Below are 13113 nucleotides of genomic sequence, written 5' to 3'. Positions count from 1 at the left end.
GTAACTGAACCCTCCCTCTGCGCCTGCGGATAGTTCCTCAGTTCCTACGTCAAAATCCGCAGATCTTCCACTGTTGAGAAGTTTTCCACGGGAAAAACAAATTGGCCAACAGGCTGGCTTTCATCCGCCGAGTTATCCCCAGCCAGCCGGGCCCGAATCTGCTATGAAAACTTGGCAAGCTGAAACTTGTCCACGATCAAAGAGCAAACTTGTCCACCTGTGTAAAAAGACCGGGAAAACCCAATAATCCCCATTATCCACAGAGCCTACATAATCATCATCTTTTCTTTTAAATATTTATTATTTTAAGAAGGGAAAAACGGGCGCGTCAGAAAGGCAGGCATAACATGGGTGACATTCTTTCGGATTGGTATTTCTGGACCAAATCCTTACATATCGTCTCCGTCATCGCCTGGATGGCTGGCCTGTTTTATCTGCCCCGCTTGTTTGTCTATCACGCGGAAGTGGTCGGATCGGGCAATGAAACCGATGATCTGTTTCAGATTATGGAAAGACGGCTTTTGAAGGCGATCATGAATCCTGCGATGATTTCAACCTGGATCTTTGGGTTGTGCCTTGTGGCCACGCCCGGTGTGGTGGATTGGAGTGACCTCTGGCCCTGGCTCAAAGGTGGGTCCGTGCTTGGGATGACATGGTTTCACATGTGGCTGGCGGCCCGGCGCAAGGAATTCGCCGCAGGCACCAATCGTCTGCCTGGGCGGCGCTATCGCATGATGAATGAGCTGCCCACGCTTCTGATGCTCCTGATCGTCTTCTCAGTGGTGTTCAAATACTGAGATCGCCCCGAATTTCTTGACTCACCGGCCCCCTTTGGCCTATTTGGCAGACAAGCAGGCCGTCCGGCCAATGCATCTTCACGACTGCACATCTGTTCCAACGACGCTTTAATGCGTATCGCAAGGCTATTCCCATGTCCGAAAACCGTCTGAATCTGGCTGATCTGAAGGCCAAAAGCCCAAAAGAGCTTGTGGCAATGGCCGAAGAGCTCGAAATCGAAAACGCTTCGACCATGCGCAAGGGCGAGATGATGTTCTCGATTCTCAAGGAGCTGGCCGAAGAAGAGTGGATCATCGGTGGCGATGGTGTGCTTGAGGTGGTCCAGGACGGATTTGGTTTCCTGCGTTCAACCGAAGCCAACTATCTGCCGGGCCCGGATGACATCTATGTCTCGCCCACGGTGATCCGTCAGTATTCGCTGCGCACCGGTGACACAATTGAAGGTATCATTCAGGCCCCCGGCGAGAACGAGAACTATTTCGCGATCACCAAGGTGGAAAAGATCAACTTTGGCGATCCGGAAGCGGCAAAACACAAGGTGGCCTTTGACAACCTGACGCCGCTTTACCCGGATGAGCGTCTGAAGATGGAAATCGAAGATCCGACCATCAAAGATCGTTCCGCCCGGATTATCGACCTTGTTTCGCCGATCGGCAAAGGCCAGCGGTCGCTGATCGTGGCACCGCCGCGCACCGGTAAAACCGTGCTGCTGCAAAACATCGCCCATTCGATCGAAGCCAACCACCCGGAATGTTATCTGATTGTGCTGCTGATTGACGAACGTCCCGAAGAGGTGACCGACATGCAGCGGTCCGTGAAAGGCGAGGTTGTCTCCTCGACCTTTGATGAACCTGCATCGCGTCACGTGGCGGTCGCTGAAATGGTGATCGAAAAGGCGAAACGTCTGGTTGAACATAAGCGCGACGTGGTGATCCTGCTCGACTCGATCACCCGCCTCGGCCGCGCCTTCAACACCACCGTTCCGTCCTCGGGTAAGGTGCTGACCGGTGGTGTGGATGCCAACGCGCTACAACGTCCGAAACGCTTCTTTGGTGCTGCCCGGAATATCGAAGAGGGCGGGTCGCTGACCATCATCTCCACCGCGCTGATCGACACCGGGTCGCGGATGGACGAGGTGATCTTTGAAGAGTTTAAAGGCACCGGTAACTCGGAAATCGTGCTGGATCGCAAAGTGGCCGACAAACGCGTTTTCCCGGCAATTGACATCCTGAAATCCGGCACCCGGAAAGAGGATCTCCTGGTGGATGCCAAGGACCTGCAGAAAACCTATGTTCTGCGCCGCATCCTGAACCCGATGGGCACCACCGACGCGATTGAGTTCCTGATTTCAAAGCTGAAACAGACCAAGACAAACGGCGAATTTTTCGACTCGATGAACGCTTAATTGTCGTTAATTAACAATGGCTTAGATATGGATACGATCTTTGCATTGGCATCTGCTCGCGGTAAGGCGGGCGTCGCGGTGGTCCGGATATCCGGGCCACAAGCGTTTCTGGCCGCCGAAACTCTGGCGGGATCTTTGCCGGGACCACGCAAAGCAGGGCTGCGTCGGCTGACCGCTCTGGATGGCACCTATCTCGATCAAACCTTGGTGATTTGCTTTGAACACGGGGCCAGCTTTACCGGTGAAGATGTTGTTGAGTTCCAGTTGCATGGATCAACTGCCGTGGTTCGGGCTGCGCTGGAAGAGCTTGGAAAGTTCGAAAACCTCCGCATGGCAGAACCGGGGGAGTTCACCCGTCGTGCGCTGGAAAATGAACAGCTGGACCTGGCGCAGGTGGAAGGGCTTGCGGATCTTCTGGACGCTGAAACAGAGGCGCAGCGCAAGCAGGCGCTGAATGTTCTGTCCGGCGCGTTGGGAGAGATTGCCGAAAGCTGGCGCCGGGATCTGATCCGCGCCGCGGCTTTGCTGGAAGCCACAATTGATTTCGCAGATGAGGAGGTGCCAGAAGATGTATCTCCGGAAGTTGATGATCTCTTATCCGGTGTCATGCAAAGTCTGGGGCGCGAAGTGGATGGTGCGAGAATTGCGGAACGTATTCGAGACGGATTTGAAATCGCCATTATCGGCCCGCCAAATGCTGGAAAGTCTACGCTTCTGAACGCTCTGGCTGGTCGGGATGCGGCAATCACATCAGAAGTGGCCGGGACAACCCGGGACGTGATTGAGGTCCGCATGGATTTGGCCGGGCTTCCGGTCACGCTTTTGGACACGGCCGGTATTCGTGAAAGCTCTGATCAGGTGGAAGCCATAGGTATTGATCGTGCGGTAAGTCGCGCGGCTTCGGCTGATCTTCGCATTTTCCTTTTGGACCAACCTGAGGCGAAACTGGGGATCAACCCCACGGAGGGTGACATCGTCGCCCTTGGAAAGGCTGATCTGACCGATGGTGAGGGGTTTCGGATCTCAGGAAAAACGGGTCAGGGGATTGATCGCTTGATCGAAAAGATCACGTGCATTTTGGAAGACAGGGTGCAGTCCGCTGGAATTGCAACGCGCGAAAGGCATCGCCAGGAAATGCTGCGTGCTTTCGACGCTTTGGAGCGTGCTCGAATCGAGATAGAGTTTGGACAGGATCGCGCCGAACTGGCGGCGGAAGAATTACGGAGCGCCGTTCGCGCTTTGGATGGCCTTGTTGGACGTGTGGATGTCGAAATGGTTCTCGATGAGATCTTTTCGAGCTTTTGTTTGGGTAAGTAGATCCTTGGGATTGGGAAAGGAGTGTTTCACGTGAAACATTCGAAATTCGATGTGATTGTGGTTGGCGGCGGCCATGCCGGCGCAGATGCGGCTCATGCCTCTGCGCGCATGGGGGCAAACACCGCTCTGATCACTCTGAAAAAAGAAGATCTTGGGGTGATGTCCTGCAATCCCGCAATTGGTGGGTTGGGGAAAGGGCATCTGGTTCGGGAAATTGATGCGCTCGACGGATTGATGGGGCGTGTTGCTGATAAGGCAGGGATCCAGTTTCGCTTATTGAATCGCCGGAAAGGGCCTGCGGTGCAGGGGCCGCGTACACAGGCGGATCGGGCAATTTATCGACGCGAAATGCAGGCGGAAATTGCGACAACGCAAAACTTGACCCTGATTGAGGGCGAGGTTGCTGATTTCCTCATGGACCGCGCGCAGGTCAAAGGTGTTGTACTGGCTGATGGGGCGGAAATATCCGCAGGCGCAGTCATCCTCACCACGGGCACATTTCTGCGTGGTGTTATTCATATTGGGGATGTGCAGAAGCAGGGTGGGCGTATGGGGGATCGGCCCTCCATTCGTTTGGCGGAACGGATGGAACAGTTTGATCTGCCCCTTGGTCGCCTGAAAACTGGGACGCCACCGCGTCTGGACACAAGGACAATCGACTGGTCGAGTTTAGAATCCCAGCCGGCTGATGATGATCCGTCCATGTTCTCCTTTCTGAACAGCGCGCCATTTGCACGACAAATCTCATGCGGTATCACTCATACGAATGAGAAAACCCACGAAATCATTAGGGAAAATCTGGATCGTTCTGCGATGTATGGGGGGCACATCGACGGTGTCGGGCCGCGGTATTGCCCATCTATCGAAGATAAAATTGTCAGGTTCTCCGATAAGACCTCACATCAGATCTTTCTCGAACCGGAAGGCTTGGATGACATAGCGGTCTATCCAAACGGTATTAGCACCTCTTTGCCCGAAGATGTGCAGCAGGACTATGTGCGATCTATTGTTGGTCTCGAAAACGTCACCATCCTGCAGCCAGGATATGCGATCGAGTATGACTATGTTGACCCCCGTTCGCTGACTGAAACTCTGCAGGTTCGAAATGTGCAGGGCCTTTATCTTGCGGGTCAGATCAATGGGACAACCGGATATGAAGAGGCTGCCGCACAAGGTTTGGTCGCAGGCTTGAATGCAGCTGCAGAAGTTCTGGGGCGTGAAAAGGTCCTGTTTTCCCGGTCCAGTTCTTACATCGGGGTCATGGTTGATGATCTTATAACGCGCGGCGTTACAGAACCCTACCGCATGTTTACGTCTCGGGCTGAATTCCGGCTCTCTCTGCGCGCTGACAACGCTGATCAGCGCTTGACGCCAGTCGGGATTGAGATCGGATGTGTTGGAGATGTCCGGAAGGCGCGGTTCCTAAAGAAGCAAGAGGAACTGGAAAGTGCCCGCAATATCCTGATGGAAAAGACCTTTACACCACAAGATCTTGAAGGTTCCAGTTTCCAGGTTCGCAAGGATGGGACAAGAAGAAGTGCATTCACGCTGCTTTCTTTTCCTAAGGTGAGTTTTGACGATGTTCTGAACCTTGATCCTGCATTTGAAACCATCCTGCCAGAAATCCGTGAACAGATCGCAAAAGACGCGCTTTATTCCAACTATCTGGAACGGCAAGAAAAAGATGTTGCCGCGATTAAGCGCGATGAGGCACAGGAAATTCCAGAGAATTTTGAGTTCCAGGGGATGGATGGTCTTTCAAATGAACTTGCGGCGAAACTCACAGCTGCCCAGCCGAGAAATCTTGCCCAAGCAGCGCGTGTTGAGGGGATGACACCAGCGGCGTTGACGCTTTTGTTGGCGAAACTACGCAAGGCAGAGCGTTCAAAAAAGGGTGTAGCGTGACAGATACCAAATTTTTCTCACGGAAGTTCGATGTTTCACGTGAAACATTGGAACGGTTGGAGATCTACGCGAGTCTACTCAAAAAATGGAATCCGGCCATCAATCTGGTTGCGCCTTCAACTATCAATGACCTGTGGGAGAGGCATTTCCTCGATTCTGCACAGGTGTTTTCCGCTCTTCCTCAGGATGCAACGAAATGGTGCGACGTAGGAACGGGTGGGGGGTTTCCCGGCCTTATCGTTGCAATGCTTGCCCAGGAAAAAGCACCTGAATTACAGGTAACATGTATTGAAAGCGATCTTCGAAAAGCAACGTTCTTGCGAACCGTGTTGCGCGAGACCGGCGTTGAAGCGAATGTGCTTTCGGAGCGAATTGAACAGGCAGAACCACAGGCCGCTGACGTGTTTTCCGCGCGTGCCCTTGCCTCACTTGATAAGCTACTGGAATTTTCGGAACGGCATTTGTCACCGAATGGCATTTGTGTGTTTCAAAAAGGCGCCAGGTATCAGGAAGAAGTTGAAGAAGCCCTTGAAAACTGGTCATTTCAATTGGATAAAATACCGAGCGTTACAAATTCAGACGCAGTCATTTTGAAAATTGGAGCGATCAAACGTGCTTGACCTTACTTGTCCCGCAGGGACCAAGATTATCGCTGTTACCAATCAAAAAGGCGGCGTGGGTAAGACAACGACAACCATTAACCTGGGGGCCGCGCTAGCTGAACAGGGGCGAAATGTTCTCTTGGTTGATCTGGATCCGCAGGGAAATGCGTCAACGGGTCTGGGGATCGAGCTGGCCGATCGTGCTTTGACCACCTATGACGTGTTGATAGAAGAGGCGCCACTTTCAAACGTTATTGTTGAAACCGCCATAAAAGGTTTGTGGATTGCACCGGCGACCACAGATCTTTCTTCAGCAGATATTGAGCTGGTTTCGAATGAAAAACGCAGCCACTTGCTCCATGATGCGCTGCGCACACAAGATGTTGAAGGGTTTGACTATGTGCTTATTGACTGTCCTCCCTCTCTCAATCTTCTGACCGTGAATGCCATGGTGGCCGCACACAGCGTTTTGGTGCCGCTGCAAAGTGAGTTTTTTGCGCTTGAGGGGCTGTCTCAGCTGATGCTGAGTGTTCGAGAGGTGCGCCAGTCCGCAAATCCGGATCTGCGGATCGAAGGAATTGTTCTCACAATGTATGATGCCAGGAATAACCTGTCCCGTCAGGTTGAGGCTGATGCGCGCGACAACCTCGGAGAGTTGGTTTTTGATACCATTATTCCAAGAAATGTAAGGGTCAGCGAAGCGCCATCCTTCGCCTTGCCTGTGCTGTCTTACGATCCGAACTCTAAAGGCAGCCAGGCATATCGCGATCTGGCAGCAGAACTTGACGGCAGAAAATAGGAGGCAAGAATGGCGAATAAAGCAAAAAGCCGGGGTTTGGGGCGTGGTCTATCCGCGTTAATGGCCGATGTAACGCCGGAACCGGCCGCCCAAACAGGTGCAGTTGCCGTTCGGAAGGCTGATCAGATGATGCCGATCGAAAAGGTTCATCCCAATCCGGATCAGCCGCGCCGCACATTTACCCAAGATCAATTGGATGATCTGGCTGCCTCGGTAAAGGAAAAAGGGGTCATCCAGCCTCTGATCGTTCGCCCTGATCCAAAAGATGACGGCACCTATGAAATTGTCGCGGGTGAGCGGCGCTGGCGGGCGTCGCAGATGGCTCAGCTGCACGAGATCCCGGTTATTATTCGGACATATACCGATACTGAGGCGCTCGAAGTTGCCATCATCGAGAATATTCAGCGCGCTGACCTGAACGCCATCGAAGAGGCTGCGGGGTATCGCGATTTGATGGATCGCTTTGGCCATACGCAGGAAAAAGTGTCAGAGGCGCTTGGAAAAAGCCGATCCCATATCGCCAATTTGCTCCGCCTTTTGAACCTGCCCGCTGATGTGCAGGAGTTTGTGCGTGACGGGAAATTGACGGCTGGTCATGCAAGAACGCTTGTCACGGCGGAAGAGCCCCTGGCCTTGGCAAAGCAGATCATCGCAAAAGGGCTGTCGGTGCGCGAGGCAGAACGTCTGGCGAAGAAACCGAAGGGAGAGGCCAAACCGGTTGCGCGCCCGAAATCTGACAAGGATGCGGATACAAAGGCGCTGGAGGGTGATCTTTCTGCCACTTTGGGAATGAAGGTTTCCATTGACCACAAACCGGGCACCGAAGGGGGCGTGGTGACCATTCGCTACCAAAACCTTGATGAACTGGACGATATCTGCGGAATTTTGGGGGCGTAACCCGGAAATCAGTCCGGCAAAATCTCTCGAAGTATCGCATTCAACACAGGGCGGCCATCCTCGGTCGCCCTTAGTGTTTTCTGCGCGACAGAAACCAAGCCCATCTCAGACAAGTCTTTGATTTTATTACGATTAAGAGATGTCTGGAATTGTTGGGACAGGCGGTCCAGATCCACGCCCTCGGTGGTGCGTAACCCCATCAAAAGGTATTCTGTTACCTGCTCTTCTAAAGGAAGAGGTGCTCTCTCGCGCTTGTCAGCGTCCCCCAGGGCGTTCTCCAACCATTTGCTCGGCGAGAGAGGGGTTTCTGTTGCCCATCTGTTCTGCCCAAAAGACATCCGACCATGGGCCCCGGGACCGATCCCGACCCAATCACCTGACCGCCAATAGATCAGGTTGTGTCGGCTTTCCTCACCGGGACGAGCATGGTTGGAAACTTCATAGGCCGGAAGCCCGGCAGCGGCTGTGGCTTCCTGTGTGTGGAAAAACATGTCAACCGCCAGATCCTCCTCTGGCAGGCCTGAGAGTTTGCCCGCGTCAAACCGAGCGCCAAACGCCGTGCCGGGTTCGATGGTAAGCTGATAAAGCGAAAGATGATCCGGGCCGAAACTCAGCGCGCGGTCCAGTTCGGCCTGCCAGTCCGGCAGGGTCTGATCCTGCCGCGCATAGATCAGATCAAAATTGACCCGCGAAAAATGCTGCCGGGCGATCTCCAGCGCGCGCAGACCTTCGTCAACACTATGCAAGCGTCCGAGTTTGCGAAGGTCATTATCGTTCAATGCCTGAAACCCCATCGAGACACGGTTGACCCCCGCCTCGCGATACCCTGCGAAATTCCCGGCCTCGATCGAGGTTGGGTTGGCCTCCAGCGTGATTTCGATATTGTTTGCGAAGGTCCAAAGGTCAGAGGCTTTGTCGATGATTGCCGCCACTGTGGCGGGGTCCATAAGGCTTGGGGTGCCGCCGCCAAAATAGATCGAAGACAAAACCCGACCCGGTGCCTCAGCTCCGTACCGGTCCAGATCTTTCAGATAGGCAGCCAACCATTGCGATTGATCAATCTGCGCCGATACGTGGCTGTTGAAATCGCAATAGGGGCATTTCGAGGCGCAAAACGGCCAGTGGACATAAAGTCCGAATCCAGCCGTTTGCCAATTCTCAGGCAAAGCTGCCTGCCACGAGCTTCGCGAAAGCATCTGCGCGATGGCTCATTTCGTGTTTTTGGGCCGGATCCATTTCACCAAAGGTGATGTCATAGCCATTGGGCACAAAGATCGGGTCATAGCCGAACCCCTGGTCGCCGCGCATGGGCCAGGTCAGAGACCCTTCAACTTTGCCCTCGAACAGCTCGTCATGGCCGTCGGGCCAGGCGAGGCAGAGCGTGCAGCAAAACCGTGCGGTGCGGGGCAGGGGGGCGTTTTTCTCTTCCAGAAGGCGCCAGGTTTTCTCCATCGCCATCGGAAAATCCCGACCATTTCCGGTCTCGGCCCAGTCGGCGGTATAGACGCCGGGGGCGCCGTCCAGCGCGTCGACCATGATCCCGCTGTCATCAGACAGGGCAGGCAAACCCGTTGATTTTGCAGCAAAATGCGCCTTGATCCGGGCATTTCCGGCAAAGCTGTCTTCGGTTTCTTCCGGCTCTTCCAATCCGTGATCGGCGGCTGAGGTGACGGTGACCCCAAAAGGGGCCAGCAAAGCTGCGATTTCGCGCAGCTTGCCTTTGTTATGACTGGCGATGACCAGCTCTTTTCCGTCAAACTTGCGGGTCACTTGGTGGCCTCAATCGCAGCCGCGGCCAGTTCCGCACCGCCTTTTTCAGCCAGATCCATCAACTGGTTCATCTGATCACGGTTGAAGGTTGCGCCCTCAGCTGACATCTGCACTTCGATCAGTTTGGCTCCGGACATGACAAAATTGCCATCCACGCCGGCCACGGAATCTTCGGGGTAATCCAGATCGAGCACGGGCTGGCCGGCATAGATGCCGCAGGACACGGCGGTGACCGGATCGCCAAGCGGATCGGTCGAAATGTCACCAGCTTTCAGAAGCTTGTTCACCGCAAGACGAAGCGCAATCCAGCCCCCGGTGATTGAGGCGCACCGCGTGCCGCCATCTGCCTGAATCACATCACAATCGACGGTGATCTGACGCTCGCCCAACCCGACCAGATCGACACCGGCGCGCAGAGAGCGGCCGATAAGCCGTTGAATTTCCACGGTCCGGCCTTGCTGTTTGCCGCTTGCGGCCTCACGGCGCATCCGTGATCCGGTGGAACGGGGCAGCATCCCGTATTCGGCGGTGACCCAGCCTTTGCCGGAGTTGCGCAGGAACGGGGGCACACGCTCTTCCAATGAGGCGGTGCAGAGCACATGGGTGTCGCCCACGCGGATCATGCACGACCCTTCAGCGTGTTTTGTGACCCCGGTCTCGATTGAAATCGAGCGCATTTGATCTAAATTTCTACCAGACGGGCGCATGGCATTCCCCTTTATTTGAAACCTATAGGCGTGATACCCATGGGTCCGGCAGAAAGGCAAGGCATTAGCGCATGGAAGACGGATCTGACCTGATCAAAGACATGAATACCCGCTCGCGCGAGGTGTTCCGCTGTCTTGTGGAAAGCTATTTGGAAACCGGGGATCCGGTTGGGTCGCGCACATTGACCCGCGCGCTGACCGAGAAAGTGTCAGCGGCGACCATTCGCAACGTGATGCAGGACCTCGAATTTATGGGGCTTCTGAATTCCCCCCATGTGTCAGCCGGTCGGGTGCCCACGGATCTGGGGCTGCGGTTGTTTGTGGATGGGTTGCTGGAAGTGTCCAACCTTGATCACAGTGACCGGGAAAAGATTGATGCCACGGTTGGGAATGTGCCCGGCGATGTGAGCACAATGATGGATCGGGTGGGGCAGGCGCTGTCGGGGATCACTGCCGGCGCCAGCCTGGTTCTGACGCCAAAACATGAAGCGCCGATCAAGCATATCGAATTTGTGTCACTTGGCGCGGATCGCGCCCTTGTGGTGCTGGTTTTTGCCGATGGTCAGGTGGAGAACCGGGTGTTCACCCCGCCTGCGGGCCAGACGCCATCCTCCCTGCGCGAGGCGGCCAATTTCCTCAATGCGATTGCCGAGGGACGCACCATTACCGAGTTGCGCGGCGATATGGGGGATGAGATTGCGCGCCGCCGGGCGGAGCTGAACACATTGGCGCAGGAGTTGATTGACGGCGGGGTGGCGCTGTGGGCCGATCAGGGGGGGCAGAACGAGCGGCTGATTGTGCGGGGCCGGTCGAATCTCCTGTCGGGCACCGAAGAAGAAGCCGATCTTGCGCGCATTCGCACCCTGTTTGACGACCTCGAACGCAAGCGCGACATCGCCGATTTCCTTGAACTGGCGGATCAGGGCGACGGGGTGCGCATTTTTATTGGCTCCGAGAACAAACTTTTTTCACTTTCGGGTAGCTCTTTGGTGGTTTCCCCTTATATGAACGCTGATCGAAAGATCATTGGTGCCGTGGGGGTGATTGGACCGACCCGGCTGAATTACGGACGGATCGTGCCGATCGTGGATTACACGGCGCAACTGGTTGGCAAAATGATCTCGGATCGAGGATAGAAGATGACCGACGCGAAAAAGACACCGGCGGAAGACGTGGAAGCCGCCATTCAGGAATTGATGACCGAACAGGCCGGTGATGAGCCCATGTCACTGGACGATCTGGCCAATGAGCTGCCGCCGAGCGAAGAGATCCTGGCGCTGCAAGCTGAGCGTGACGAGTATAAAGACCGGTTCATGCGCGCCCTGGCGGATGCGGAAAATGCCCGTAAACGGTCTGATCGGGACCGTCGTGAGGCTGAGAATTACGGCGGATCAAAGCTGGCCCGTGATATGCTGCCCGTCTTTGACAATATGAAACGCGCGGTGGAAGCGGCCTCGAAAGTGGACAATGAAGCGTCCAAACCGCTGATCGAAGGGATCGAACTGACCATGCGTTCGCTTCTGGGCATTTTTGAAAAACATGGCATCCGTCTGGTCTCTCCGGAAGTGGGGGACAAGTTTGACCCGGAACAGCATGAGGCGATGTTCGAAGCCCCGGTGCCCGGCACCAAGGCGGGGGATGTGATCCAGGTGATGGCGGAAGGGTTCATGATCCATGACCGCCTGCTGCGTCCCGCCCAGGTGGGTGTGTCCTCGACCCCGGCTTGAATTTTCCCCTCAACAGGGGCGATAAAACCGCGTATGAAACTCCCGTCATTGACGGGAGTTTTCTTTTGCGCATCCTTCTTTCCTTCCTCTTTCTTGTCTGGGCCAATATTGCCCAGGCGCAGAATTATCCCGCCTATTCAGATCTTTACGTAAATGACTTTGCTGCCATCCTCTCACCTCAAGAGGCGGATCGCCTGCGCGCCACGCTTGAGGAGCTGCGTGAAAAACGTGGGATAGAGTTTACGCTTGTCACCCTCAAAAGCCTCGCAGATCACGCCTATGACGGCCCGATTGAACCCTTTGCCACCGGACTGTTCAATGCTTGGGGCGTTGGCGATGCGACCAGAAATGATGGGGTGATGATGCTGGTTGTGCGTGACGATCGGGTGATGCGGATCGAAGTCGGCTCGGGCTATGGAACAGAGATGAACGGGCCAATGCAGCGGGTGATCGACCATACGATCCTGCCTGAATTTCGCGATGAGGATTACGTGAACGGGATCCTGTCCGGTGTTGATGAGGCGATTTATGAAATCACGGGTGTCTATCCCGGAGATTACGATGCCCCCCGGTATCAGATCGTGGCAAAACAGGGGTTGCGGCAGGTGAAACGGTATTGGCCGCTGTCACTTGCGGGCGTCGGTGCCTTTTTGTTTGCCGCCTGGCGGTTCCTGCGCCGCCGCGCCCCACGCCGTTGCCCCAATGACGGGACATGGATGATCTGGCTGAGCGAGACTGATGATGATGCGCATCTGATCAAAGGACAGCTTGCAGAAGAACGGCTGAAAACCGCGGATTACGACGTCTGGCTTTGCCCGGCCTGTGACAATGCGCATGTGATCCGTCGCAAGAAGTGGTTCACCTCCTACAGCCGCTGCCCGCGATGTGATTTCCACACCTTGAAGACAGATACCACCACGCTGGAAAGTGCCACGCGACAGTCAACCGGGCGGGCCCGGGATGACTTTTCCTGCGCGCAATGTGGCGAAAGCTGGAGCGCGACACGGACTTTGCCAAGGATCACATCCAGCCGCTCCTCCTCGTCCTCATCCGGTGGATTTGGTGGAGGCAGTTCCAGCGGGGGTGGCGCGTCCGGGCGCTGGTAGCTGGGGGACGTTGTCCCCCAGACCCCCTAAAGCGTTTCGGGATAAACCCGTGACACATGATTATTCCGAAACGCTTTAAG

At 55.1% G+C, this 13113-nt stretch carries 13 protein-coding genes; 10 read left to right on the top strand and 3 right to left on the bottom strand.

Going from position 1 to position 13113, the window contains the following annotated elements:
* Positions 1-347 precede the first annotated feature (347 nt).
* From hemJ to K3J57_RS13850, 7 genes are all read left to right on the top strand, one after another.
* Entirely contained in the window at positions 348-797 is a 450-nt protein-coding gene (hemJ, locus tag K3J57_RS13880; RefSeq protein ID WP_173487858.1) for a protoporphyrinogen oxidase HemJ, read from the top strand.
* A 134-nt stretch (positions 798-931) separates the two neighbouring features.
* The gene (rho, locus tag K3J57_RS13875) at positions 932-2203 is read left to right on the top strand and encodes a transcription termination factor Rho (RefSeq protein ID WP_173487857.1); all 1272 of its coding nucleotides are present in this window, start codon (positions 932-934) and stop codon (positions 2201-2203) included.
* Between the two features lie 27 nt (positions 2204-2230).
* Entirely contained in the window at positions 2231-3520 is a 1290-nt protein-coding gene (gene mnmE, locus K3J57_RS13870; protein ID WP_259796360.1) for a tRNA uridine-5-carboxymethylaminomethyl(34) synthesis GTPase MnmE, read from the top strand.
* A gap of 30 nt (positions 3521-3550) precedes the next feature.
* Positions 3551-5425 carry a tRNA uridine-5-carboxymethylaminomethyl(34) synthesis enzyme MnmG gene (gene mnmG, locus K3J57_RS13865; protein ID WP_259792497.1) on the top strand — a complete coding sequence of 625 codons (1875 nt, stop codon included), beginning with the start codon at positions 3551-3553 and terminating at the stop codon, positions 5423-5425.
* Positions 5422-6045, top strand: coding sequence for a 16S rRNA (guanine(527)-N(7))-methyltransferase RsmG (gene rsmG / locus K3J57_RS13860; RefSeq protein ID WP_259792495.1), 624 nt, complete (start codon positions 5422-5424; stop codon positions 6043-6045). Before mnmG ends, rsmG begins: the two co-directional genes overlap by 4 nt.
* Positions 6038-6826, top strand: a complete 789-nt coding sequence (locus K3J57_RS13855; protein WP_259778373.1) for a ParA family protein — start codon at positions 6038-6040, stop codon at positions 6824-6826. The genes rsmG and K3J57_RS13855 overlap by 8 nt, the downstream gene beginning before the upstream one ends.
* Positions 6827-6835: 9 nt before the next feature.
* The gene (locus tag K3J57_RS13850; RefSeq protein WP_259796358.1) at positions 6836-7723 is read left to right on the top strand and encodes a ParB/RepB/Spo0J family partition protein; all 888 of its coding nucleotides are present in this window, start codon (positions 6836-6838) and stop codon (positions 7721-7723) included.
* A gap of 8 nt (positions 7724-7731) precedes the next feature.
* Here the strand turns inward: K3J57_RS13850 and hemW are convergent, their stop codons facing one another.
* The 3 genes from hemW to rph are packed head-to-tail and all read right to left on the bottom strand — an operon-like array spanning position 7732 to position 10200.
* Entirely contained in the window at positions 7732-8919 is a 1188-nt protein-coding gene (gene hemW, locus K3J57_RS13845; protein WP_259796357.1) for a radical SAM family heme chaperone HemW, read from the bottom strand.
* On the bottom strand, positions 8882-9493 hold the full coding sequence (gene rdgB, locus K3J57_RS13840) for an RdgB/HAM1 family non-canonical purine NTP pyrophosphatase (RefSeq protein ID WP_259792488.1): 612 nt from the start codon (positions 9491-9493) through the stop codon (positions 8882-8884). The genes hemW and rdgB overlap by 38 nt, the downstream gene beginning before the upstream one ends.
* Positions 9490-10200 carry a ribonuclease PH gene (gene rph, locus K3J57_RS13835; RefSeq protein WP_055192909.1) on the bottom strand — a complete coding sequence of 237 codons (711 nt, stop codon included), beginning with the start codon at positions 10198-10200 and terminating at the stop codon, positions 9490-9492. Before rph ends, rdgB begins: the two co-directional genes overlap by 4 nt.
* A 71-nt stretch (positions 10201-10271) precedes the next feature.
* On the opposite strand from rph, the gene hrcA reads away from it, so the two are divergent.
* The 3 genes from hrcA (at position 10272) to K3J57_RS13820 (ending at position 13033) form a co-directional block, all read left to right on the top strand.
* Complete coding sequence (gene hrcA / locus K3J57_RS13830; protein WP_259785322.1) at positions 10272-11336, top strand: heat-inducible transcriptional repressor HrcA; 1065 nt, start codon at positions 10272-10274, stop codon at positions 11334-11336.
* 3 nt (positions 11337-11339) lie between these two features.
* A complete protein-coding gene (locus K3J57_RS13825) occupies positions 11340-11927 on the top strand; it encodes a nucleotide exchange factor GrpE (RefSeq protein ID WP_173487848.1) in 588 nt (195 codons plus the stop codon).
* Between the two features lie 65 nt (positions 11928-11992).
* Entirely contained in the window at positions 11993-13033 is a 1041-nt protein-coding gene (locus tag K3J57_RS13820; protein ID WP_259792486.1) for a TPM domain-containing protein, read from the top strand.
* Positions 13034-13113 lie beyond the last annotated feature (80 nt).

This window comes from Aliiroseovarius crassostreae (genome assembly GCF_025137635.1).
Lineage (GTDB): Bacteria > Pseudomonadota > Alphaproteobacteria > Rhodobacterales > Rhodobacteraceae > Aliiroseovarius > Aliiroseovarius crassostreae.
This window is presented reverse-complemented; position numbering and strand designations above follow the sequence as displayed.